General features: G+C 69.8%; 25 protein-coding genes and 3 pseudogenes. 17 read left to right on the plus strand and 11 right to left on the minus strand.

Annotation, left to right across the window (positions count from 1 at the left end):
- Positions 1–13 precede the first annotated feature (13 nt).
- Both ABCR94_RS16660 and ABCR94_RS16665 read left to right on the plus strand, forming a co-directional pair.
- Positions 14–364: a VOC family protein gene (locus ABCR94_RS16660; protein ID WP_347120070.1), complete on the plus strand. Its 351-nt coding sequence runs from the start codon at positions 14–16 to the stop codon at positions 362–364.
- 271 nt (positions 365–635) lie between these two features.
- The gene (locus ABCR94_RS16665; protein ID WP_347117077.1) at positions 636–1,154 is read left to right on the plus strand and encodes a zinc ribbon domain-containing protein; all 519 of its coding nucleotides are present in this window, start codon (positions 636–638) and stop codon (positions 1,152–1,154) included.
- Here ABCR94_RS16665 and ABCR94_RS16670 read toward each other — a convergent pair.
- Positions 1,117–1,902, minus strand: coding sequence for an IS5 family transposase (locus ABCR94_RS16670; RefSeq protein WP_347117076.1), 786 nt, complete (start codon positions 1,900–1,902; stop codon positions 1,117–1,119). The two genes, ABCR94_RS16665 and ABCR94_RS16670, sit on opposite strands and share 38 nt — an antisense overlap.
- Before the next feature lie 291 nt (positions 1,903–2,193).
- On the opposite strand from ABCR94_RS16670, the gene ABCR94_RS16675 reads away from it, so the two are divergent.
- Positions 2,194–2,631, plus strand: a complete 438-nt coding sequence (locus tag ABCR94_RS16675) for a hypothetical protein (protein ID WP_347120071.1) — start codon at positions 2,194–2,196, stop codon at positions 2,629–2,631.
- A gap of 109 nt (positions 2,632–2,740) precedes the next feature.
- Here the strand turns inward: ABCR94_RS16675 and ABCR94_RS16680 are convergent, their stop codons facing one another.
- Both ABCR94_RS16680 and ABCR94_RS16685 read right to left on the minus strand, forming a co-directional pair.
- On the minus strand, positions 2,741–3,331 hold the full coding sequence (locus tag ABCR94_RS16680) for a TetR/AcrR family transcriptional regulator (protein WP_347120072.1): 591 nt from the start codon (positions 3,329–3,331) through the stop codon (positions 2,741–2,743).
- Positions 3,332–3,712: 381 nt separating this feature from the next.
- Positions 3,713–4,240 (minus strand): TetR family transcriptional regulator C-terminal domain-containing protein, encoded by a 528-nt coding sequence (locus tag ABCR94_RS16685; protein WP_347120162.1) that lies wholly within the window; start codon positions 4,238–4,240, stop codon positions 3,713–3,715.
- Here ABCR94_RS16685 and ABCR94_RS16690 point away from each other — a divergent pair.
- The gene (locus ABCR94_RS16690; protein ID WP_347120073.1) at positions 4,171–5,346 is read left to right on the plus strand and encodes an aldehyde dehydrogenase family protein; all 1,176 of its coding nucleotides are present in this window, start codon (positions 4,171–4,173) and stop codon (positions 5,344–5,346) included. The genes ABCR94_RS16685 and ABCR94_RS16690 overlap by 70 nt on opposite strands.
- 25 nt (positions 5,347–5,371) lie before the next feature.
- Here the strand turns inward: ABCR94_RS16690 and ABCR94_RS16695 are convergent, their stop codons facing one another.
- A complete protein-coding gene (locus ABCR94_RS16695; protein ID WP_347120074.1) occupies positions 5,372–5,530 on the minus strand; it encodes a hypothetical protein in 159 nt (52 codons plus the stop codon).
- A 217-nt stretch (positions 5,531–5,747) separates the two neighbouring features.
- Between ABCR94_RS16695 and ABCR94_RS16700 the strand changes: the two genes are divergently transcribed.
- A complete protein-coding gene (locus ABCR94_RS16700) occupies positions 5,748–6,749 on the plus strand; it encodes a transcriptional regulator (protein ID WP_347120075.1) in 1,002 nt (333 codons plus the stop codon).
- A 286-nt stretch (positions 6,750–7,035) separates the two neighbouring features.
- Positions 7,036–7,584, plus strand: coding sequence for a hypothetical protein (locus ABCR94_RS16705; RefSeq protein WP_347119408.1), 549 nt, complete (start codon positions 7,036–7,038; stop codon positions 7,582–7,584).
- On the opposite strand, the gene ABCR94_RS16710 is transcribed toward ABCR94_RS16705, so the two are convergent.
- Positions 7,544–8,485 carry an IS5 family transposase gene (locus tag ABCR94_RS16710; protein ID WP_347119407.1) on the minus strand — a complete coding sequence of 314 codons (942 nt, stop codon included), beginning with the start codon at positions 8,483–8,485 and terminating at the stop codon, positions 7,544–7,546. The two genes, ABCR94_RS16705 and ABCR94_RS16710, sit on opposite strands and share 41 nt — an antisense overlap.
- 194 nt (positions 8,486–8,679) lie before the next feature.
- Between ABCR94_RS16710 and ABCR94_RS16715 the strand changes: the two genes are divergently transcribed.
- The 5 genes and pseudogenes from ABCR94_RS16715 to ABCR94_RS16740 form a co-directional block, all read left to right on the plus strand.
- Positions 8,680–9,108, plus strand: coding sequence for a hypothetical protein (locus ABCR94_RS16715; protein WP_347120076.1), 429 nt, complete (start codon positions 8,680–8,682; stop codon positions 9,106–9,108).
- 395 nt (positions 9,109–9,503) lie between these two features.
- A complete protein-coding gene (locus tag ABCR94_RS16720; protein WP_347120077.1) occupies positions 9,504–10,181 on the plus strand; it encodes a response regulator transcription factor in 678 nt (225 codons plus the stop codon).
- 2 nt (positions 10,182–10,183) lie between these two features.
- Positions 10,184–11,521 carry a sensor histidine kinase gene (locus tag ABCR94_RS16725; RefSeq protein WP_347120078.1) on the plus strand — a complete coding sequence of 446 codons (1,338 nt, stop codon included), beginning with the start codon at positions 10,184–10,186 and terminating at the stop codon, positions 11,519–11,521.
- Between the two features lie 89 nt (positions 11,522–11,610).
- Positions 11,611–12,963, plus strand: a complete 1,353-nt coding sequence (locus ABCR94_RS16730) for a hypothetical protein (protein WP_347120079.1) — start codon at positions 11,611–11,613, stop codon at positions 12,961–12,963.
- A 903-nt stretch (positions 12,964–13,866) separates the two neighbouring features.
- Positions 13,867–14,004 (plus strand): annotated as a pseudogene (locus ABCR94_RS16740) (helix-turn-helix domain-containing protein); the annotation flags it as partial.
- A 49-nt stretch (positions 14,005–14,053) separates the two neighbouring features.
- On the opposite strand, the gene ABCR94_RS16745 reads toward ABCR94_RS16740, so the two are convergent.
- Complete coding sequence (locus ABCR94_RS16745) at positions 14,054–14,911, minus strand: class I SAM-dependent methyltransferase (protein WP_347120081.1); 858 nt, start codon at positions 14,909–14,911, stop codon at positions 14,054–14,056.
- A 115-nt stretch (positions 14,912–15,026) separates the two neighbouring features.
- Here ABCR94_RS16745 and ABCR94_RS16750 point away from each other — a divergent pair, with 115 nt between their 5' ends.
- Positions 15,027–15,650, plus strand: a complete 624-nt coding sequence (locus ABCR94_RS16750) for a TetR/AcrR family transcriptional regulator (protein WP_347120082.1) — start codon at positions 15,027–15,029, stop codon at positions 15,648–15,650.
- A gap of 396 nt (positions 15,651–16,046) precedes the next feature.
- Here the strand turns inward: ABCR94_RS16750 and ABCR94_RS16755 are convergent, their stop codons facing one another.
- The 3 genes from ABCR94_RS16755 to ABCR94_RS16765 form a co-directional block, all read right to left on the minus strand.
- Positions 16,047–16,298 carry a hypothetical protein gene (locus ABCR94_RS16755; protein ID WP_347120083.1) on the minus strand — a complete coding sequence of 84 codons (252 nt, stop codon included), beginning with the start codon at positions 16,296–16,298 and terminating at the stop codon, positions 16,047–16,049.
- 18 nt (positions 16,299–16,316) lie between these two features.
- The gene (locus ABCR94_RS16760; protein WP_347120084.1) at positions 16,317–16,946 is read right to left on the minus strand and encodes a DUF305 domain-containing protein; all 630 of its coding nucleotides are present in this window, start codon (positions 16,944–16,946) and stop codon (positions 16,317–16,319) included.
- Between the two features lie 100 nt (positions 16,947–17,046).
- Positions 17,047–17,490, minus strand: a complete 444-nt coding sequence (locus ABCR94_RS16765) for a DUF6153 family protein (RefSeq protein WP_347120085.1) — start codon at positions 17,488–17,490, stop codon at positions 17,047–17,049.
- A 489-nt stretch (positions 17,491–17,979) separates the two neighbouring features.
- Here ABCR94_RS16765 and ABCR94_RS16770 point away from each other — a divergent pair, with 489 nt between their 5' ends.
- The 3 genes and pseudogenes from ABCR94_RS16770 to ABCR94_RS16780 all read left to right on the plus strand — a co-directional run bounded on the left by ABCR94_RS16770 (position 17,980) and on the right by ABCR94_RS16780 (position 20,613).
- Entirely contained in the window at positions 17,980–18,501 is a 522-nt protein-coding gene (locus tag ABCR94_RS16770) for a DUF4396 domain-containing protein (protein WP_347120086.1), read from the plus strand.
- Positions 18,502–18,646: 145 nt separating this feature from the next.
- Positions 18,647–19,058, plus strand: a pseudogene (locus tag ABCR94_RS16775) (four-helix bundle copper-binding protein).
- Positions 19,059–19,893: 835 nt separating this feature from the next.
- On the plus strand, positions 19,894–20,613 hold the full coding sequence (locus tag ABCR94_RS16780; RefSeq protein ID WP_347120087.1) for a hypothetical protein: 720 nt from the start codon (positions 19,894–19,896) through the stop codon (positions 20,611–20,613).
- A 223-nt stretch (positions 20,614–20,836) separates the two neighbouring features.
- On the opposite strand, the gene ABCR94_RS16785 is transcribed toward ABCR94_RS16780, so the two are convergent.
- Together ABCR94_RS16785 and ABCR94_RS16790 are read right to left on the minus strand one after the other, a co-directional pair.
- Positions 20,837–21,313: a hypothetical protein gene (locus ABCR94_RS16785; RefSeq protein WP_347120088.1), complete on the minus strand. Its 477-nt coding sequence runs from the start codon at positions 21,311–21,313 to the stop codon at positions 20,837–20,839.
- Positions 21,310–21,453, minus strand: a complete 144-nt coding sequence (locus ABCR94_RS16790) for a hypothetical protein (RefSeq protein ID WP_347120089.1) — start codon at positions 21,451–21,453, stop codon at positions 21,310–21,312. The genes ABCR94_RS16785 and ABCR94_RS16790 overlap by 4 nt, the downstream gene beginning before the upstream one ends.
- 80 nt (positions 21,454–21,533) lie before the next feature.
- Between ABCR94_RS16790 and ABCR94_RS16795 the strand changes: the two genes are divergently transcribed.
- Positions 21,534–22,103 carry a TetR/AcrR family transcriptional regulator gene (locus ABCR94_RS16795; RefSeq protein ID WP_347120090.1) on the plus strand — a complete coding sequence of 190 codons (570 nt, stop codon included), beginning with the start codon at positions 21,534–21,536 and terminating at the stop codon, positions 22,101–22,103.
- A 133-nt stretch (positions 22,104–22,236) separates the two neighbouring features.
- Positions 22,237–22,483, plus strand: a pseudogene (locus ABCR94_RS16800) (LexA family protein); the annotation flags it as partial.
- Positions 22,484–22,504 lie beyond the last annotated feature (21 nt).

Consider the following 22,504-nt stretch of genomic DNA (forward strand, 5'->3'; position numbering starts at 1 on the left):
GAGATGGCCCCCCATGCTGACCAGTTTCTGTCCGGTGATCTGCACCTCGAAGCTGGCGGAATCCCGCGGCTTCTACAGCAGACTGTTCGGTTTCACCGCCACGTACACGACCCAGTGGTACGCCGGCCTCAGCCGGCCCGGGCGGCGACACCACGAGCTCGCTCTCCTCGACCACGCCCATCCCGCACTGCCCGAGGCGCTCCGGCGGCCGGTGCGCGTGGTGCGGATCACCCTTGCGGTGGACGACCGGGCAGAGGAGTGGGAGCGGCTCGCCGCCCTTGGGGCGGTGGGGCGCCCGGATCAGAGACACCTCGTCGTCACGGATCCCAACGGGGTCCGGATCGACGTCGTCGCGCCGACCTGACCAGTTGGAGACTGCTGGGACCGCTCGTCGAAGGGAGAAGTCGCGCCGTGCCCAGAAGAATCGATCCCGACGTGGCGGCCGCGATCATGCGTGCCGCCGGACTCGAACCGCTGGAGCCTTATCCCGGGTCGAGTGCGGCCTGGAACTGCCGCTGCCTGAGAAGCTGTTGCTAAAAGGGTCTTGAGGGTTGCGTTTCCGCTGGTCAGGTATGAAGTGGGCTGAGCGCGGAAGGGTTCGGGCGTCATGATTGTCCGAGCGTGGAGGTGCGGGGATGCCGTCGGTGAAAGGGCTGTTCGAGGAGCGGGAACGTGCGGCGAGGCAGCGGGTGGAACTGCTGCGCGAGGAGGCCGAGCGGGTCCTGGCCGCGCTGCGGGAGGCCGAGACGTTCTGGGAACGGAAGGTCGTCGCGTTGGAAGAGCTCGATGACGCCTTGAGCGTGGACCACGGGTCCGTGGCGGTCGAGGTGGGAGGGGAGTCGCGGCCCGACCCGTCGGTGACGGTGTCGGGTTCGATGGTGCCGCAATGGCGGGCGGACCTGTCGGCCTCCGCGCTCCCGCCGGACTATCAGCGCATCATCGGTGTTCTGGTCGGCCGGGAGGCCGGCGGGGCGGATGGTGACCGGTCGATGATCTGCAGGGAGATCGCCGGTGGGCTGGGCCTGGAGTTGGTGCCGGCGAAGGTGGAGGGGGTGCGGTCGAAGGCGAAGAAGATGGTGGCCCGTGGATGGCTGACCGAGGTGCGGGCGGGACGGTTCACGCTCGCGGACGGCCAGCGAGGCGACGGCTCATGACCATGGTCATCGACCACAGGATCATCGCTTCGGCGCTGACGGTCGTGGTCTCGAAGTCGCGGGCCAGACGGCGCGAGCGCATCAGCCAGCCGAAAGACCGTTCCACCACCCAGCGGCGGGGAAGGATCTTGAAGCCCTTGGTGTCGTCACTGCGCTTGACGACCTCCAGCACGATGTTCAGCGCCTTCGCCGCACCGGCGAGGACAGGGCCGGTATAGCCGCCGTCGGCCCAGATGAGACGGAGCCGGTGAAATCTCTTGCTCAGGAAGGGCAGGAGGGCCTGGAACGCGTCACGGTCACCGATGTCAGCAGGGGCGACGTGGACGCTCAGCAGCAGACCCAGGACGTCGGTCACAATGTGCCGACGCCTCCCGTTGATCTTCTTGTTTCCGTCGTAACCCCGTGAGGCGGCCGGAACGTTGGCGGCGGCCTTCACCGACTGTGAGTCCACGATTCCCGCGCTCGGCTCCACGTTCCTGCCCGCCCGCGCCCTCACCTGCTCGCGCAGCCGGTCGTGGAACTCCGCGATCAACCCCTGCTCCCGCCACCGGCGGAAGAACGCGTACACCCGCTCCCAGCAGGGGAAGTCTGCGGGCATCGCCCGCCACTTGACACCGTTGTCGACGACGTAGCGCACCGCGTCGACCATCTGCCGGTGGCAATAAGACTCCGGCCGGCCCGCCTGCTTGCCCAGCCACGCCGGGACCGGCAGCAACGGGCGCACCCGCGCCCACTCCGCGTCCGTCATGTCCGTCGGGTACCGACGCTCACGGCCGGGCTGATCGGCCGCGTTTCCGTACACGTGCGCGAGACAGTCACACGACCGCGCCGAACCACTGGCCACCGGCCCCATCGATGCGGTGAACTGGAACAACAGGGCCTCCTGGAAACGGTGATCTCGACAACCACTCGCTTCCAAGAGGCCCTGCTTTCATGCCCCGCCCCATGAAGATCACCTATCCGGGATCGACGCGAGGAACATCAGATCGACCGCCAGGCCACATGATCGATTGAACTACGGCTTCTGAAGAGCGCGCACATGGTTGCGCCCACCTTTGGCTCGGTGCGCTCCGGCATCATCTCCGGGTGCCGCCGGTGCGGCCGGGCCGCCGCCGGTGAGCGGGCCGAGGCGGACCTGCACGGTGCGGGCTTCGAGCCACTGGAGCCCTATCCGGGCGCCGGGGGCAGATGGCGCTGCCGCCACCTGGCCTGCGGGCGCATCGTCCATCCGCGGCTGTTCAGGATACGGGCCGGCGGTGGCTGCCAGGCCTGTGCCGGACGGGCCCCGGTGGACCCGGCCGTCGCCGAGGCGGATATGGGCGCGATCGGTATGCAGCCGCTGGAACCCTTCCCGGGCCGGGTGCGCGACCCGTGGAAGTGCCGGTGCTTGCGGTGCGGCCAGGTCGGCGCGCCCACCCTCAACAACGTACGCCGTGGGCAAGGCGGTTGCCTGACCTGCGCGGGGCGCGCCCGGTAGGCCGGGCATCGGCAGTGCAGCGGCCGGGCCGCCCGACCTCTCGTGCGGCCCGGCCCCCCCCGGCCCGGGCAATGCCCAAGGCGCGGCCGCCCGACGGGCGCGCCCGCGGTCACCTCGCCCGCAGCGCATCCAGCATCCGTGCCAGCGCCTGCCGAGTGACCGCGAGATCGGCGGAATCCTCCGACGCCGCCAGCCACAGCGCCGCCTCGTTCATCGCCCCCGACAACAGATGCGTGAGCGGCGCGACCGGCTGCGCGGGGATGGTGCCCTCGTGGATCAGGACGGTGAGCGCCTGGGCCAGGTGGCGGCCGGATGTGGCCTCGTTCATCGCTCTCCACTCCCGCCAGCCGAGCACCGCCGGCCCGTCGACGAGCATGATGCGCTGGAGCGCGGGGTCGGTGGAGGCGCTGAGGAACGCCTGGCAGCCAAAGGTGAGCTGGTCCCAAGCCTCTTCCTGGGCGTCCGCCGTCGCCGCGATGTACGCGGCGACCTCTTGCTGCGCCTGTTCCAGCACGGCCCGGAACAGCTCGGCCTTGCTGTCGAAGTGGTGGTACAGAGCGCCCTTGGTCACCCCGGCGGCCCGGACGATCTCCGACAGACCCACAGAGGCGTAACCCAGGGTCGAGAAGAGGCGTCGGCTCTCCCGCAGCAAGGTAAGACGCGTCTGCTCCCGCTGCTGCGCCCGAACCCCGTTCGTCATCGTTGAGACCCCCGTCTTCGGCCTGTTGAAGCCATGCGCACACGGTACTTCGCCGTCGTGGGAACGAGCGCCCGGTGCGCCACCGCGACCATGCCGGGATGAACGCGTTCATGTCCAGGCGGGTGGGGCGAGAGCGGCGCCACAGGCGCGCCGCGGCCGCGGCGCCCACCGCTGAGGGGCTCAGAGTGCTGCCGACCAGACCACCGGGCGATCCCAAGGCGCCCGACTCCACCAGGTGTGACTCCGGGGTACGTAGTTGGTGTGGTGAGGGTGACTTGAGCGGGTGGGGGTCTACAGTCAAGTGGTCGGGGAGGGCTGCTGTTTCGTGGGAGGTCGCTTCCGTGACTTCGGTGGCGGGTTCGCGGGTCGGCTGGTTCGGTGTCAGAGTGCGGGGAAGTCCGGTGGCACTTCGAGGGTCGGGGCTACGGCCCCCCAGAGGGCGGCCTGTGCACTGTCGAGGTCGATCTTCGGGTCGCCCAGCATCAGGCGGATGCCGAAACCGTCGCAGAGGGCGAGCAGGAGTGCGCTTGTGGCGTCGATGTCGCAGTGGGCGAATTCGCCGGAGTCGATGCCGCGTTTCAGTGCCTGGCTGACCCATGTGTGGAGCTGGTCGTAGAGATCGACGGCGAGGTGTTGCGCGGTGGCGTCGCGCAGGGCCCGTACCCATAGTTCCTGCCAGAGTCTCCAGTCCTGGCGGAGTTCGGGGTCGGTGGGGAGGAGGCTGTGCCGTCGCGTTCGAGTTCGGTGCCTGTCTGGGCGAAGGAGTGTGTCATGGCTTCCGCGAACAGTTTCTCGCGGTTTTCGAAGTGGTAGTGGAGCAGCGCTGTCGAGACACCGGCGTGCTGGAGGAACACGCCGACGACCTGGTGGCGGCCGAAGTGGGTGACACCGGCAAGCCGGCCGATCTATTCCGCTGTGACGAACTGCCCGCGATCACCGACACCTTCCGCTACTTCGCGGGAGCATCGCGCAATCTGCCGGGCACTGCCGCGACCGAGTACACCGAGGGGCGCACCTCGCTGCTCCGCCGCGAACCGGTCGGCGTCTGCGCCCAGATCACTCCCTGGAACTACCCCTTGATGATGGCGGCGTGGAAGATCGCCCCGGCTCTGGCGGCCGGCAACACAACCGTACTCAAACCGGCCGACACCACACCCTCCTCATCCGACCTGCTGGCCCGGATCGCCGCCGAACACCTGCCGCCGGGTGTACTGAACATCCTCTGCGGCGACCGCGACACCGGCCGGGCGCTCAGCGCCCACCCGGCGGTGCGGCTCATCGCGGTCACCGGCAGCGTCCGAGCCGGGAGAGAGATCGCGGCCGCCGCTGCGGCCGACCTCAAGCGCGTCCATCTGGAACTCGGCGGCAACGCCCCGGTCATCATCCACGACGACGTGGACATCGAGTCCGTGGCCGCGGAGCTCGCTGCGGTCGCGTACTGCAACGCGGGCCAGGACTGCACCGCCCCGACCCGGATCCTGGTCCACGCCGAGGTGCACGACGCGTTCGTGGAGTGCTTCGCTGCCCACGCGGAGAAACAGCGGGCGGGCACCGACTTCGACCCCCTCAACAGTTCCGCTCAACTCGCCTTGGTGGAAGGCCTGTTGAGCAGACTCCCGGGGCACGCCGAGATCGTCACCGGCGGGTGCAGGATCCAGCGCGCCGGCTACTTCCACCAGGCCACCGTGGTCGTCGGCGTCCGCCAGTGCGACGAGATCGTGCAGGAGGAGACCTTCGGACCGGTCGTCACCGTGCAACGGTTCGCCGACGAGGACGAAGCGCTCCGGCTGGCGAACGACGTGCGCTTCGGACTCGCGGCCGGCGTGTGGACCGCCGATCACGACCGCGCCATGCGCGCGACCCGTGCATTGCACGCCGGGATCGTCTGGGTCAACACGCATGGCACGACTGTCTCCGAGATGCCACACGGCGGAGTCAAGCACTCCGGGTACGGCACTGACCTGTCCATGGCCGGGCTGCTCGACTACACCCAGGTCAAACACGTGATGCTGTGAGCGGGAGTCAGGGCCGGCCGAAGAGCTAATCGAGGACGACGGTGACCCCGTCGTCCTCGATCGACACGGTGCGCCGCCGGACCGCGGCATAGTCGCGGCGGCGCCACCGCACCCCGCTGGTACTGATCGTGTACGTACGCCCGTTGTCCTCCGGAGCGAACGTCGCCAGCTGCCCGGTGAACACATCCGTGAGCGGTGTCGCGTCGGCCTGCCACGCCTCGGCGCGGTAGCCGGCGCTTACGCGGGAACATCTGGGCCGTAGAGTGCGGGCTGCGGCCGACCGGATCACCGATGCGCGGCATGTCCGGAAATGCCATTGAAGAGCCGCCGAGAACACCGGAAGATTTGCTCCGCGTTGCGGAAGCGGCTGCCGCGCGTGGCACTGATGGTGTTGCCGCATCGTGACGGGGGCAGTGGTGCTGCGTATTCACTTCACCGCGGATGATCTCGCCCGCACCCGAGTGGCCACGACGGTGGGGGCCGCAGCGGAGACGTATTACAGCCTGGAGATGCTGGGCAGGCGCTCGTGCGCGCTGCCCTTCCACAGATGGCGCGCGGCAGTGGCCGGGCGATTGACGGAGGACACCAGGCCGCTCACCGCGCTGCTGCCGGCCCGTGGCCCCGGGCTCGACCTGCTGGCGCTGGCCGGAGACTCGCCCGATATCGACCACGCTGTCGAGACGCTGCTGCGGGCACCGCGCACGCGCATACGCCGCGAACTGGAGGCAGTCGCCTTTGACTCCGCCCATTCATCTTGGGCGCGAAGCGTCGCCGAGGGAGGAATGGAGGCCCGACGACAGCTGGCGAGTGCTCTCGCGGCCTGTCACCGCGTGACCGTCGGCACGTACTGGTCCGCCTCCCGGCCGCGCCTGGACGCGGTACGCGCGCATTACTCCCGTACGTTGCTGGAGGAAGGCGTCGAGGGCCTGCTGGCCTCGGTGTGTCCGCCGATGGTGCGCTGGTGCTCGCCCGTGCTGGAGGTTCGGCATCCCCGCCCGGTCGAAATCCACCTGGGCGGACGAGGGCTGATCCTCATGCCGACCGTGTTCTCCTGGCGCGAGCTCAGCTTGCTGTACGACCCGTATGACGACGAGTCGGTGCCGCGGCTCACCGTACCGGTGGTGACTGACCTGGCCTCCGGTATCGCGTTGTGCGGCCAGAGCCCGGCCGACGACGACGCCTTGGGCGCCCTGCTGGGGCGCACCCGAGCCGCTGCGCTGCGCCTTGCCGCGGATGGCTGCGGCACCACCGAGCTTGCCAGGCGGCTTGGCGTCACCCCGGCAGCGGCCAGTCAGCACGCGAAGACGCTGCGCGGTGCGGGTCTCATCACCACCAGCCGCCGCGGTGGATCCGTGCTGCACATCACGACCGCCCTGGGCCGGGAACTGCTGGGCGGTACCTGAGAGTGTCCTGGAGGATCAGCCACGACATCCCTGAGGCCCGGCTCCAAGTGGGCCCGGGTTCTCCGGTTGACCGATGAGGTTCACAGTCATCCCGCAGGACAACGAGCGTAGGGCCTCCTGTGCGGTTGGCGAGGGCGGGCGGGCCCGCAGCCCCTTTAAGTTCTGGCTTAACTGGCTGTTGTTCTTTCGAGTGTGACCGGCTGGTTTCCGCAGGTCAGGCATAGGCGCCCGGGTGGTGCGGCAGAACTTTTCCAGCATGTTGCTGCCGAGAGGGAGGATGCTGCCGATGCCGTCGGTGATGGGACTGTTGGAAGCCGAAGAACGCGCCGCCCGGCAGCGGGTGGAGGTGCTGCGTGAGCAGACGGACCGGCTGCTGGCTGAGTTGCACGAGTCCGAGACCGACTGGCAGGAGCTGGTCATCGCCCAGCAGCGGGTCGGCCGGGTCCTGGCCGGGCAGCATCAGGACGACGCTGGCGGGCAGGCGGCGGGAGAGCTGGAAGCTCCGGTGGCGGGCCGCGAGTCGGGCTCTGCAGCCGTCGTTGCCGCGCGCCCCGGATCGATCCTGCCGCCGTGGAGTCCTGGTGCCGATCCTGGAGCGCTCGCGGTGGACTACCAGCGCATCCTTGCCGTTCTGGCCGACGCCCGGCGCCGCAGCGAGGAGCCGATGGCCTGTAGGCAGATCGCCACGGCGATGGGCGTCGAGCTGACGCCGTCGAAGATCGAGGGAGTGGTGCGCTCCCGGGCCCGCCGCCTGGCTGAGCGCGGCTGGCTGACCCAGACCTCGGCGGGGAAGTTCACCCTGGCCGACGGGCCAGCCGGCGCCGCATCAGCATGACCATCGACCAGTAGATCATCGCCTCGGACGAGTCGGGGCGCCGCTCGTAGTCGCGGCCCAGGCGGCGGGTGCGGCACAGCCACGCGTTGGTGCGTTCCACTACCCAGCGGCGCGGCAGGATCTGGAAGCCTTCCGCGTCGTCACTGCGCTTGACGATCTGAAGTGTCAGGCCGAGTACGGCCACGCACCACGACACGAGGAAGCCGGTGTATCCGCCGTCGGCCCAGATGAGCCGGATGCGGTGGTGGCGTGCGCCGGCACGTTCGATCAGGTGCTGGCCGGCGTCGCGGTCCCCGACATCGGCGCGGGTGACGGTGACGGCCAGCAGCATGCCGATGGTGTCGGTCAGCAGGTGGCGTTTGCGGCCGACCGTCTTCTTGTTGCCGTCGTAGCCGGAGGTGGCCACCGGGATGGTGGGGGTGGAGCGGATGGTCTGCGAATCGATGATGGCGGCGGTCGGCTCGGGGTCGCGGCCGGCGTCCTCGCGTACCTGCGCGCGCAGCCGGTCGTGCAGTTCGATGGTCCATCCGCGGTCCCGCCAGCGGCGGAAGAAGGCGTAGACGCGGTCCCAGGGCGGGAAGTCGAGAGGCATCGCACGCCACTTGATGCCGCCGTCCAGGAGGTAGAAGACGGCGTCGAGCATCTGGCGGTGGCAGTAGGACTCCGGGCGTCCGCGCCGGCTCTCCAGCCAGGCCGGGACCGGCATGGCCGCGCGCACGATCGCCCATTCGGTGTCGGTCGTATCGGATGGATAGCGCGCTGCCCGGTCAGGGTGGTCGCCGGCGTTCCCGAATCGGTGAGCCAGGCAATCGCACCGCGACACGCCGGAGTTGGACGTCGCGGCGGCGGGCGCGACAGACTGGAGCACCAGGGTCTCCTCCTGCTCGTTGGACTTCGACATCCCCGAGCTGTGCAGGAGGCCCTGCTTTCATGCGCGGACCGCTAAATGATCACGCGAAGGTGGATCCGGCTGGCACTCCCGTTCGACCGTCAAGCATCACGGCCGAATGAGCAACAGCCAGTAAGAGCTTGGCCTGCAACTGCCCGGATCCCACAGGATGTGAAGCCGCAACCGGCTCACATCGTGGAGATCGCATGCGCACTCACTTCGCCGCTGCCCTCGGTACCGTCGTGCTGACCGCGGGCACATTGCTGGCAGCTCCTGCCGCAGCTGACGCCGCCGCCTTCCCCGTCACCGAGTTCAACGTCACTGTCGGGAACACCTGGACGAAGGGCACGTTGACCTGGCAGAACCGGTCGGTCGTCGTGAAGGGGACGCACAAGTCGGTGAGCGCGGCCGGCTCGGCATACTGCCGGCTCACCTGGGCGTACACGTACAACGCCTCTGACACTGCAAAGCTGGGCTCGAAGGGCTCTGAGTCCGCTGACACAGCATGCGGCACGTCCAAGAACTTCAGCTTCACCGTTCCGGCCGACGTCCCCGGCGGAGCCGGGCTCGTGCGCGTCTGCCTCGACGACGGAAATTTCAAAGACTTGCTGTGCCACCCCTACAGGCGGCCCTGATCCCCGGCCGAAAAGCAACTTGTGGCATCTGTGTTCTTGAGGCGATCGGCAACCCCCGCCGTGACGCCGACCTCGCCACCGCCGGCAGCGGCGCCGCGAAGAGCCATGCGTCTACGTCTGGGAGTACATGGCCGGCACCTCCCGCCACAACGGCGGCGTGCGCTCGATCAGCGCCACGTTCCAGCGGGGAGGCACGGTCCCGACCCTGACGTGACGACCGCCGGCCCCCGGAGAGGCTTGCCCCACCCGGCCAGCTCCAGCCGTACTGCTCGACCCGCCGATCCACTGCGGCGGGGGACGGTCGTGCCAGCGCAGAAGAGCGTCCCGTCGGGTTCCATGACCCTCGCCGGTGTGGGTTCAGCTCCGATTCAGGTACTGAGGACCACAATCGGGGCATGCGGATTCTGGTTGTCGAGGACGAGGGCCGTTTCGCCGAAGGGCTGCGAAACGGCCTGGAGGCGGAGGGCTTCGCCGTCGATGTCGCGCTCGACGGTACGGACGGCCTGTGGCGGGCCCGCGAGAACCCGTACGACGCGATTGTCCTCGACATCATGCTGCCGGGCCTGAACGGCTACCGCGTCTGTGCGGCCCTGCGCGCCGAGGGCAACTGGACGCCGATCCTGATGCTCACCGCCAAAGAGGGCGAATGGGACGAGGTGGAGGGGCTGGACACCGGCGCCGACGACTACCTGACCAAGCCCTTCTCGTACGCCGTCCTGCTGGCCCGGCTGCGGGCGCTGCTGCGCCGCGACCCCCGCGAGCGGCCTGTCGCACTCACCGCCGGTGATCTGCGGCTGGACCCGGCGGCCAAGGAGGTCTCGCGCAGCGGCGTCGCGGTCGAGTTGACCGCCCGCGAGCTGGCGTTGCTGGAGTTCCTGCTGCGCAGACGCGGCGAGACCGTGTCCAAGCGGGAGATCCTCGCGCATGTCTGGGACAACGACTTCGAGGGCGACCCGAACATCGTCGAGGTTTACGTCCGCCATCTGCGCAACAAGCTCGACCGGCCCTTCGGGCGGGCCTCGATCGAGACCGTGCGCGGCTGCGGCTACCGGCTGGCCTCCGATGGAGGTTAGCGATGGGGATTAGAGTCCGGTCGACCGTGGCGGCCGTCCTCGTCGTCGCGGCGGGACTGCTCGTGGGAGCGGTGGCCCTGGTTGCGCTGCTGCGGGCCGAGCTGACCGACGACGTACGGCAGGCGTCACGCGCCCGCGCGGAGCAGGTGGCCGCCGTCATCGAGTCCGGGCGCGGAGTGCCGTCGCTGGCGGTGGCCGAGCGTGACGAGCAGTTCATCCAGGTCCTGGACGCAAAAGGCGCCGTGGTGGCCGGCAGCGGGAACGTCGAGGAACTGCCGGCACTGGCTCGCCCGGACACGGACGGCGAGTCCAGGATCACCACCCCGCTGGACGAGGACGAGTTCCTGGTGGTGGCCGTGGCCGCCGACGGGCCCGACGGACAGAAGACGGTGCTGGTCGGGCGGGCGCTCATCGCGGTCGCCGAATCGACGCAGATTGTCATCCGGCTGTTGCTGGCGGGACTGCCGCTGCTCCTCCTGCTGGCCGCGGCGGCCACCTGGATGGCGGTCGGGCGGGCGCTCGCGCCGGTTTCGGCGATGCGCGCCGAGGTCGAGGCGATCTCCTCCGCCGAGCTGCACCGCCGGGTGCCGCTGCCGCGCGGCCGCGACCAGATCGCGCGGCTCGCGGCGACCATGAACCACATGCTGGACCGCCTGGAACGGTCCCAGACCGCCCAGCGGCGCTTCATCTCCGACGCCTCGCACGAACTGCGCTCCCCCGTGGCGTCGATCCGCCAGCACGCCGAGGTCGCGCTCGCCCATCCCGGCCGGACGACACCGCAGGAGCTGGCCGCCACCGTACTGGCGGAGGATCTGCGGATCCAGCGCCTGGTCGACGACCTGCTGCTGCTGGCACGGGCCGACGAGAACGCACTGCGGCCGCGCCTCCAGCCGGTCGACGTCGACGATCTGGTCCTCGACGAGGCGCGGCGGCTGCGATCGACTGCGGCAGCGCTGCGGATCGGCACGGCCGAAGTGTCCGCGGCGCGGCTGAACGCGGACGCGCAGGGCCTGCGGCGGGTGCTGCGCAACCTCGGCGACAACGCGGCCAGGCACGCCCGCTCCCAGGTGGCCTTCGACCTCACCGAGACACAGGACGGCCGGATCGTGCTCGGGGTCGAGGACGACGGCCCCGGGGTGCTGGCCGCCGACCGGGAACGGGTCTTCGAACGGTTCGTTCGCCTTGACGACGCGCGGGCCCGGTCCGGGGAGAGGGCCGGCGGCAGCGGGCTGGGGCTCGCGATCGTCGCGGAGCTGGTGGCGGCGCACGGCGGCACGGCCACAGTGTCCGAAAGCCCCCTGGGCGGGGCCCGCTTCGAGGTGTCGCTCCCCTGTCGCTGAAGGCCGTTCCTGAAGGCCCGTTCAGTTTTGTTCAGGGTCCTTTCAGCGCCCAGCTGCCACGGTTTCCGTAACTGAGAAGGAGGCGCGTCATGGACAGCAGGAAGCTCGTGGCAGCGGTGGGGGTGGTGCTGGCCGCGACGCTCGCGACCGGCGGGTGCAGCGGCAGCGCGGGAGGCAAGGAAGAGCGTACGGACTGCGTACGGATCGTGGACGGCGCCACCGGCAAGAAGACGAGCAAGTGCATGCCGCTCGCGCCGGAGAAGGACCGGGTCGACGTGGGCAAGCCGACTTTTTCCCGGCCGACGTCCATCACCAACCCACTCCACCCCAGCTCACAGATCCAGCAGGTGATCTACGGCGGTCAGGTCGGCGGCAAGCCGTTCCGCACCGAGTTCACGCTGCTGCCCGGCGCCAAGTCCATCACCATCAAGGGCGAGCAGGTCAAGGTCCGCACGCTCCAGTACATGGCGCTGTCCGACGGGCGGATCGAGGAGGTCGCGCTCGACTGGTTCGCGCAGGCCGACGACGGTTCCGTCTGGTACCTCGGCGAGGACGTCTTCAACTACCAGGATGGTGTCGTCGCCGACACCGACGGCACCTGGCTGGCGGGAAAGACCGGACCCGCCGCGATGATCATGCCGGCGCACCCGAAGACCGGAGACGTGTATCGGCCGGAGAATGTGCCGGAGACCGTCTTCGAGGAGGTCACGGTCAAGGCGGTCGGGCAGACCGTCCCCGGTCCGTACGGGCCCGTCAAGGGCGCGATCACGGTGACCGAGCTCCACATGGACGGCACCCGCGAGGACAAGGTCTTCGCCCCGGGGTACGGGGAATTCTCCACCGGCAAGGCGGGCGCCGACCTGGAGGCCGTCTCGCTGGCCGTCCCCACCGACGCGAAGCCCGGCCCGGTGCCGGGCAGGCTGGCGGACCTGTCGGCCGCCGTGCGTACGGCACACGACGGGACGACGGACCCAGCGGCGGTTCGGAAGGTGCGTGCCGCCTGGGATGCGTACCGGACGGCGGATCGTGTGCCGCAGCAGCTCACCCAGCAGATGAACCGCGATCTCGACTCGCTCGCCGCGGCCGTCAAGGCGCGCGATGCGGAACTCGCACGCGGAGCGGTGCTGAGGGTCGCGCAGAACGATCTCGATCTGCATCTGCGCTACGAACCGCTCGCCACGGTCGAGGCGGACCGGATGGATCTGTGGGCAAAGCAGTTGAAGGTGGACGCAGCCGCCGGGGACGCGGGTGCGGTTGCCGGGGACGTCACCAGCCTCGAACTCACCTGGGAACGAGTCCGGCAGAGCACGGATGCCGGCAAAGCAACGCAGATCGACAGCACGTTGCGTGAACTGCGCGGTGCGGCCGACCGCAAGGACACTGGCACGGCAGCGAAGTCGGTGCCCCGGCTGCAGGCCGCACTGGCGGCCGGGCAGCCATGACCCTGACCCTGCCCCGACCCGGCGGCGTACGTTTCGATCCACCGGTGGGACCGGTGCCAGGCACACCTGGAACCGAGCAACAACACCAGGTGCTCGGGGCGTTATCGCCGGGCGACACAGTGGACTGCCGCGGAGTCACTTTCAAGGAACGGGGGAGGACCCTCGGGTGTCCGGGCCGGGGGGCGGATCGCCACGCTCTTGGCCGAGCGGTGCCTTCGGGACGTTTCTGGCTGGTTGAGTGCTTCTTCGTTCCTCTCCGGGGGGCGGGTCCCCGACCAGCCCGGTATCCGTCAGCCCCGGCTCTGTCCAGCGAGCGAACCCAAGCCAGATTCAACGCGATAGGGAAGAATCACCTCCGGGTTCCCAGGCGGAGCCCTCCGAGATTCGGCGAACCCGTCGGTTTCAAGTAGTGGGTCAGAGCATGATTGACACGGCCATACTGGAGGGCGACATCGTCACCGTACGACGCCAGGACACGGCCAACCACAGCGATATGGTCGCTTCTCTGGGGCAGGAGTGTGGCGCAACACGTTCCCGCCGGGATCGCTGCAGCTCAGCGGCGATGCGGACGACGATAGCGCGCGCAACAGGTGTGGTGCTATCGCTAGATCGAGCGAATCAGCGGCAGCACGCGAGTGGCGGGACACCGCGCCCGCAGCGCTGAGAGCTCCGGATCACAGCTGGCGGCCCCTGCGCTGGCTGCCACCTCCCCCTGGCGGCCGGCGCACACGCGCCCGGCCAGACACGGCCCACGCCGACGGGCCCATGCCACCACCACGTATGTCTGGGCATCCACCACGATCGGCTACCTCGCGACCGCGAAGGGCGACCCGGAGCGGGCGGACTCTTCCCGGCGAGCGGTTCGCCGGCTGAGCACGGAGGCGTGATCCGTGGAAGTGGAACCTGCGCTGGGCCGCGGCCAAGCGCGACATCTGGCGCCCGACCCAGCTGCAGGCGGCCTTCCGGGAGGTCGGCTTCAGCCCATCCCTGAGCAAGGTCGCCGCGCTGTGGTCGAACCCGGTCACCGTCCGGCTGGAGGACCGCATGGTCCGCTCCTGAGTGGCTGACAACGGCCCGGCCGGGGCGGCTGTCAGTGCTGTGCGGCTCCTCCGCGTACGGCGGTGACCAGCCAGGAGCTGCTGCGCAGCCACACCGCCCCGTCCGCCTCGTGACGGCGCAGGGTGGCCGTCAGCGCCTGGCGCGCCTGGGTCTGCTGCTGCGGGCCGACCTGGCTGAGCAGGTGACGTCCGGGGCCGGAGCCCAGCAGGAATGCCGCGGCATCTGCCGCGTCGGCACCCCACTTCCCCGGCACTGCGATGCGCTGTACGTCGACTTCGGCGAACCCGCCCGCGGTGACCAGGGTGCGGATGCGGTCGGGATCGGTGAGCGAGAACATGCCGGGGCCGCCGGGCCGACCGAAACCGCCGAGCGGCAGGATGCCCTCCAGTGAGGCCAGCGCCTCAAGCCACTCGTTGGCCTCTGCTTCGGCCGCGCAGATGAACGCCAGCTGGCCGCCGGACCGCAGCGCGCGATGGAGGTTGGCGAACGCGGCGACGGGGTCGGCGAAGAAGGTCACGCCGTACCGGCTGATGACCGCATCGAAGCCCTCAGCATCGAAGGCGTGAACCTGGGCGTCGCCCTGGACGAAGGAGATGTTCTCCACCCCTTCGCGCAGGGCGCTGTCGCGGGCCTTCTCCAGCATGGGCCCGGACAGGTCCAGGCCGAGCGCGTTCCCCCGGTTGGCGCGCCGGGCTGCGAGGCGTGTGGTGCGGCCGGCCCCGCAGCCGACGTCCAGCACGTAATCGGTGTCCGCGATGCCCGCGGCGTCCAGGAGGGGCTGGTTGAAGCCGTCGTTGACGGCGTCCCAGCGGTCCTGGCTGCGGGCCCACTGCTCGCCCTCGTAGCCGTTCCACGCCTCGGCCTGCGCGGTGTTGACGAGTCGATCCATGGGTGAACTCCCTCCGGCCGGGGGCGTAACACCGCCCCGGCACTAGTATGGGCATGTGCCCAAACAGTATGGGCGGATGCCCATACTTGCAATGGGGTTGAGGGAAGGGGCGGTTGTGTCACCTCGTGGAGTGGCGATTCCGCACTTGCGGGAGCGGCTGTTCGCGGCCGCGGAGCGGGTGGTGGCCCGCGACGGCGCGGCGGCTCTGACCAGCCGCGCGATCACCGTGGAGGCGGACTGCGCCAAGGGCGTCCTGCACACGCACTTCGCTGGCCTGGACGAGTTCGTCGCCGAGCTGCTCATGGACCGGTTCGCGCGCAGCGCCCGCCAGGCCCAGGCGCTGGAAGCCAGGGTGGGCGAGGGCACGGTGGCGGACAATCTGCAGGACGTTGTGCTCGCACTGCTGGAGGCGCTGCCTCCGGCTGTGGTGGGGCTGGCGATGACTCGTCCGGCAGCCGCGCTGCACACTCGTGAGGGTTTTCAGTCCGGGGCGCCCGCGTTCGATGCGATCCAGCACGCGTTCACCGCCTACCTTCAGGCGGAGCAGCGCGGTGGCCGGCTGCCCGCCGGCGCCGACGCTGCCACCATCGCGCTCGCGGTCGTCGGCACGACCCACCATCTGCTGATGACGCGCATACCTGGGCGGGGAGCGGACGCGAAGGCGACCACCGGGCGGCTGCTGGCCGTTCTGCTCGGCGGTGCCGGGCAGCGCCGCCGCGCCGAGCCGCCGGTGGCGTAGTCCTCGGATCGGTGCCCGGTGCCCGGTGCCTGGGCCCCATGGCGGCCTACAGGGCGGTCCCTGCTGGGTTCCCTCCGAGGGCTCGTGTAGCTGGCTTCGGGTGGGTCAGTGTGCTGTGGGGGGTGGGTGGCCGTTGCCGCGGTCAGTACGGCGGGCTGCGCACTGGCCGGGGCTGGTCAGGGGTCGGCCGCTCCACGGCGGCCAGGGGCGGTGCGCCGGGTGGCGTCCCGCCGTGGGAGGCGAGGTTGCCGGCCGGGATCTTCGCGCGCCGCTCCCAGGTGGCGCCGGCGTCTGTGCTGCCCAGATCTTGGAGGTCTGGCTGTCGAGGCCATAGAGCACCGGGCCGGACTGCTGGAGGGAGTGGAAGTCGGCTTCGCCTGCGGCGGGGAGGGTGGTTCAGATCTGTCCGGCGTCGGTGCTGCGGATCAGGCCCAGATGAGGTGAGGCCGCGGTGGGGTCGGCCGGTGAGGGACGGCCGCTGGCGAGGAAGGTGCGCGGGCCGGTGACGGTGAAGCCCATCGTGTCCTGGTAGCGGTCGGCGATCCGTACGGCGCCGGTGGGGGTGAGGCGGAAACGCCGAGGTGTCCGGCGGCGTAGAGGAGAGGCTGGTCTGCCCGGGGGCGGGCAGCCGTTGCCGGCTGCCCGCACGGGGTGTGTTGTTGCAGCTCAGCTCTTGCCGAGGAGGGTGTTCATCCGGGCGATCTCGGAGCTCTGGGAGGTGATGATCGCCTGGGCCATGTCCTTGGCGGGCTGGTACGTGCCCTCGGACTGCTCGGTCTTGGCCATGGTGACGGCGCCCTCGTGGTGCTTGACCATCAGCTGGAGGAAGGCGGTGTCGAACGCCTTGCCCGAGGAGGATTCCAGCTGCTTCATCTCCTCGGCCGTCATCATCCCGGACATGTCGTGCCCGCCGTGGCCCTCGCCCTCGGACGGAACCTGCTCGCCCCAGGACGTCAGCCAACCGGAGAGCGTCTTGATCTCCGGGTCCTGGGCCTTCTTGATCTCGTCAGCGAGCTTCTTCACCTCGGGGGACTCGGCGCGGGTCGCGGCGAGGTCGGCCATCTCGATGGCCTGGCGGTGGTGGGGGATCATCCCCTGGGCGAAGGCGGTGTCGGCCGCGTTGTGGTCGTCCTGCGCGACCGGTGCGCTGGCGGAGGGCGAGGCGGCGGTGTCGTGGCCGTTGTGGGCCGAGCCGCTGTCATTGCCGTTGCCGCCGCAGGCAGCGAGGACGAGGGCGGCGGTGGCGGCCGCGGCCACGGCACTGGCGCGACGGATCAGGGAACGCTTCGTGGTCATGGTGCAACTCCTGCTGTGGGGCACGCGCGCGTTGGTGCGGAAGTAGGGCGGGGCCGAGGGGCTTGCCGGCCGTCTGGGAGCCGGGCATGCCGGGGCTGCCCTATATGCGCAGGAGTTGCAGTTCGCTCAGTGACGGCGGTGCCCGTCCGCAGGCAGTGGCGCCGGGGGTGATCCCGTGCGCGGGGATCGCCTGGGTGTCGGCACGGCCGGGCAGGACCGCGGGGGCTGGCAGGACTGGGGCGCCTGCTGTGCCGGCGGCGGCGCAGGTCGCATCGGCATGCTCGGCGTGCCCGCCACGTCCGCCGTCGGACGGATCGTCGGCGTGGATGCACCCGTCGTGGCACGGGGCATCGAAGGCGATCGCCTTCTCGTGGCCGGCGGCCGACGCGCGGTGGGAAGTGGCCGCTGCGTGTGCGCCGACCGGGACGGCGGCTCCCGGTCCCAGGCCGTGCATGGCCACCAGGCCCGTGAGCACGGCGAGGACGAGGAGCAGGTACGAGCGCAGCCCAAAGGGCTGCATCGCTCGCTTCACCTGCTCGTCCATGTCCGCATCGTAAGCGGACTCGTTCGCGGACGGCGAGGCGAGGGCCGGGATGATTATCCGTTGAAGAATACCCCTGGGGGCATATTGCTGGTGCAATCGAAGCCATACCCCCTACGGGGTATGAGGCGGGAGGCCATGTCCGCCGCCCCGCCGGAGCAGGCCAGCCTCGCCTCGGGAATCGTCAACACCACCTACCAGGTCGGCCCCGCCCTCGGCCTCGCCGCCCCGTCGGACCGGAGCGCCAGAACGCAAAGGGAACAGGCGCGCAACTCCCCCGGCGCGCCATCCCGGCGTACACCCGCACGCGATCCGTACCTCCATGGACGTGTCCCAGGGCGCCCAAGCCGAATGAACTGATCAGGAGGTGCGGCGCATCAGGCGCCGGGATGCAGCGACCAGAAATAGTCCTTAATACCCCTGGGGGGTATACGGTTGTGGTGTGAGTCCGCGGGAGCGGCATCAGACTGGACGGGATTGGGGATGACGGTCATGGACCACAGCGCACACCACACCAGCGCCGCTCACGACCACACTGCGCACCAGGCGCACGCCGGACATGCCGGGCACCAGATGGGCTCGGTGACCTGGGGGGCCGCAGCGAGGGCGACGCTGCACTGCCTGACCGGATGTGCGATCGGCGAGATCCTTGGCATGGTGATCGGTACCGCCCTGATGTGGGGCAACGTCCAGACGATGATCCTGGCGATCACCCTGGCATTCGTGTTCGGCTACTCCTTCACCCTGTTCGCGGTCCGCCGGGCCGGCCTGGACTGGAAGAGCGCGATCAAGGTGGCGCTGGCCGCCGACACCGTCTCCATCGCGGTGATGGAGCTCGTCGACAACGGCATCATCGCCCTGACACCCGGTGCGATGGACGCCCATCTGTCGGACGCGCTGTTCTGGACGGCGCTGCTGGGGGGCTTTGCCGTGGCCTTCGTGATCACGACGCCGGTGAACAAGTGGATGATCGGCCGCGGCAAGGGCCACGCCGTCGTCCACGCCTACCACTGACCCAGCCGTACGGCACCGCGCCCGGCCGCACCCGTACGGTGCTGCCGGGCGCCGTCGCGTCCAGGGGCGTTAGCTGGAGGTACCGGGGGCTTCGATGGCGGCCGCCCCGGATCCGCCGGCCTCGCGGGGAACGGAGGCACCGACGATGTCCAGCACCGTCAAGGACATGCTCGCCACCTACCCGGCCGACCTCGGCGACATCGACCAGGCCAAGCTCACCGCCTGTATCGAGGAGTGCATCACCTGTGCGCAGGCGTGTACGGCGTGTGCGGACGCCTGCCTGTCCGAGGGACATGGTGGGTGACCTGGCCAAGTGCATCCGTACCGACATGGACTGCGCCGACATCTGCACCGCCACCGCCGCGGTCCTCTCGCGGCATACCGGTTACGAGGCCAACATCACCGCCGCGATCCTGAAGGCGTGCGCCATGGTCTGCAAGGCGTGCGCCGACGAATGCGGACGGCACGCGGACATGCACGAGCACTGCCGTATCTGCGCCGAAGCCTGCCGCTCCTGCGAGCAGGCGTGCAACGAACTCCTCGGCGCGCTCGGCTGACGCTCGCCCCGTCATCCGTTCCGGTCGAAAGTCGAAATCCCGGCCCGCAGGTCGGGAGCCACGGACCCACTCGTCCGAGGGAAAACACGCCCCACAGGAGGTCCACGGCCGAGGTGACGCTATGCTCCCCGGCATGGTTGTGGCCCGGGCGACCCGTAGCGCGCCGCGGTCCCGCTCTCGTGCAGCGGGCCCGTGGCGAACGTGGGTGCTCGCCGTGCTTCTCCTGACGCTGATGTACAGCCACGGTGTCAGCGCGGAGAGCGCCGCGGGCCACGCCCATCTCGGGGCGCCGACCAACACGGCAGCCCTGAACGCTCAGGACCCGGGTTCCGCCGGGCACAGTCACGAGGCGCCCGACCCGCACTCCGGCCAGGGGCACCCCAACCACCAGGATGCTCCCGAGCCCGATCACGCGGCTCACCAGTGTGTGTCCGGCCAGCCCCAACAGGGCGCCGCGCTGCCCGTCCCGTGTGAGGCCCAGGTCATTCATCGGCCTCCTTACGCATATGCAGTCGGCGCCGCTCGACCTGTCACGGCCCTCTTGGCATCTGCCCCCGTGCCGGACTCAGCGATCCTGCGCATCTAGGCCCTGACGCCCGCCAACCGGTCGACGACCTGTCGGGCACACCCGTGAGCCATCTCCGCCAGTGCACCAGCGGCGGCTCGGCCATGCCTTGCGATGCGCCTTGTGGCTGCCATGAGGTGGCGTGCGGCGCGGAGCCGTGGCCAGCTCACGTTGCGCTGTTCCCAGCGAGTCCGATCTTCGGCCCCGTCCTGCCCGCCTGCCTCGTTGAGAGCCCCAGGCCTCCACTGAACTTCCCTTGAAGGGTCCGCTTTGTCTTCGTCACCCAGTCTCGCCACGACGACCCCGCCTCCGACCCCGTCGCAGCCGACCCGCAGCCAACGCCGCTCCAACAGCAGACGGGAAGGCGCCTCCCTCCCGTGGCGCTATCTCGGCTACGTCGGCTACTACGTGGGTGCCGGCCTCATCAGCGGAGCGGTTGTCCACCACCCCATGGCCCCCGCCCGCTACTCGATGATCGCCGCGTCCGGCGTACTGGTCTTCCTGCTCGCGACCGTCCTCAACGACATCATCCTGGCGTCCGAGAGGCAGCCCCTGTCACGCATATTGCGCGTGCTCGGTACCTCGACGATGCTCTCGTTCGGCCTGGGCATGCTCAGCGGCGGTATGCAGCACTTCGCAGACCTGCCCGAACGCTGTGCCGTGCTGATACCGCTGGGCATCGTCCTGTCCTTCGTCGCCTTCTTCCTGAAGGAGGCCAAGAGGCCATGGCGGCGCATCTTCGGCCTCATGGGCCTGGCAATTCTCGTCGTGACGGCCCTTACCTTCCTGGGCCTGCGCCACATCGCTCCCACCATGGCCGAGTCCGGAGGACATAGCCACGGCGATGTCGTGCCCGAGAAGGGAAGCGACGAAGGCAAGGAGGGCGGCCACGGCAGCGACAGCACCAATCCGACCTCCCAGCCCACCGCCCCTCCGAACGCCACCCACCCCAGCAAAGAGCCCGGGCACGACGACGGACACCAGCACTGAGCCAGTGTGCTCCGCCGTCAGAAGACAGTCAGAACGAAATCCGGCAGTGTGAGACAGCGCAGCCCCAGTGTCTGACCAGTCGGTGAGCGGATTGATCCGCTGCCAGACCTGAGGCGGCCCTGTCGGCGCCCGCATTGCTGCGCGCAGGCAATGTAGGCGCCCGGCGGCGGGGGTCAGCGCGGCTGTGGGACCTGCTCGCGCTGGCGGCGGCGTCCGTAGCGGGTCACCCCGCGCGGCTTGAACACCGACAGGGCGGCCGCCGTGAGCAGCACCAGCAGGCGGCGGCCGCGTCCGCGATCAGCTGGATGCGCATGCCCTGAAGCTCGCCGTCGGCGAGCGCCGCCCGGGCGGCCGCGTCGGCGAGGTGGCCGACCGGCTGCATGTGGACCAGCAGCAGAACGGTCGCGCCCACGGTGATCAGAAGTTTCGCGATGACCCAGTAGTGCCGCAGCAGCCCCCACACCGTGCCGAGCGACTGCACCAGGCCGGTCAGCAGGGAGGCGACGCTGAACGGGACGATCACGTACCAGCCGATCACGTCCATGGCCAGGTAGGCGCCCCGCACGGTCTGGGGTGAGGTGCTGGTCAGACCGGCGACGGCGAGGGCGAGGAAGGCCGCGACCGCGCCCAGCCAGCCGACCGAGGAGGTGACGTGGAGCGTGAGGGTCAGCTTGCGCAGCCGCGGCGGGAACGGGGTCACGGCGCGTGCCCCGCCATGCCGCCGCCGGCTAGGTGCACGATCACGAACACCACGATCAGGATGACGGCGATCGCGGACACCTTCACCCAGCGCGGCGCCCCCGCCTCGTTGTCATCGTGACGGTCCGGTGAGCCTGCCATGTCGCCTCCCATTTTTTCGAGACACTGTGTCTCTATCTGAAACTGAGTGTATGCCCTGTGGACGTCCGTATCCTGGGTGGGTGCCGAAGCTGTGGAACGAGACGATCGACGCGCACCGCGCCGCCGTGCGCGAGGCGATCCTGGACACCACCGCAAAGCTGGTGGCCCAGAGCGGCCTGCGGTCGGTGACCATGTCGCAAATCGCCGAGCAGACCGGCATCGGCCGCGCGACGCTCTACAAGTACTTCTCCGACGTCGAAGCCGTCCTGCTGGCCTGGCGCGAGCGCCAGGTCACCGCCCACCTCCAAGAGCTCGCGGGCATCCGCGACCAGACCGGCACCGCCGTGGAGCGCCTGAAGGCGGTGCTGGAGGCGTACGCAGGCATCGCCCGGCAGCGGCACGGCGGCGAGCTCGCCGCCCTCCTACACCAGGGCGAGCACGTCTCGCATGCCGAGCGGCACCTGCACGACATGCTCCAGCACCTCCTCGCCGAAGCAGCCGAAGCCGGTGATCTGCGTAGCGACGTCCCGCCCGCCGAGCTCGCCCAGTACTGCCTTCACGCCCTGACCGCGGCGGCCACCCTGCCTTCCCAGGCCGCTATGACCCGCCTGGTCGCCGTCACCCTCGACGGCCTGCGCCCGGTTCCCTGAGCCGGCAGTGCTTTGCGGTCGCCGGTTTCGCCCAGGCATCCGAGCCGAACCCACGCCGGACTCGCCGTGAAAGCGAAGAATCGCCGCCGGTTCCCGGGCAGAGTCCTCTGAGATTCGGCGAACTCGTCGGTTTCAGGTGGTCGGGGAGAGCATGATGGAGGCGGCTATCTGCGACGGCGACGTGGTCACCGTCCGCCGGCAGCAAACTGCCGAGCCCGGCGACATCGTCGCCGCCATGCTGGACGGCGAGGCCACAGTCAAGCGGTTCGCGCGCGATGCGGCCACGCCTGGCTGGTCCCGCACAACGACAGGCTCGCCCCGGTCGCGGCCGAGACGCCGTCATTCTGGGCAAGGTCGTCGCCGTGATGCGCACCCTCTGACGCAGGCACCCGGGAGAACCG

Source organism: Streptomyces changchenzhani (assembly GCF_039766235.1).
GTDB lineage: Bacteria > Actinomycetota > Actinomycetes > Streptomycetales > Streptomycetaceae > Streptomyces.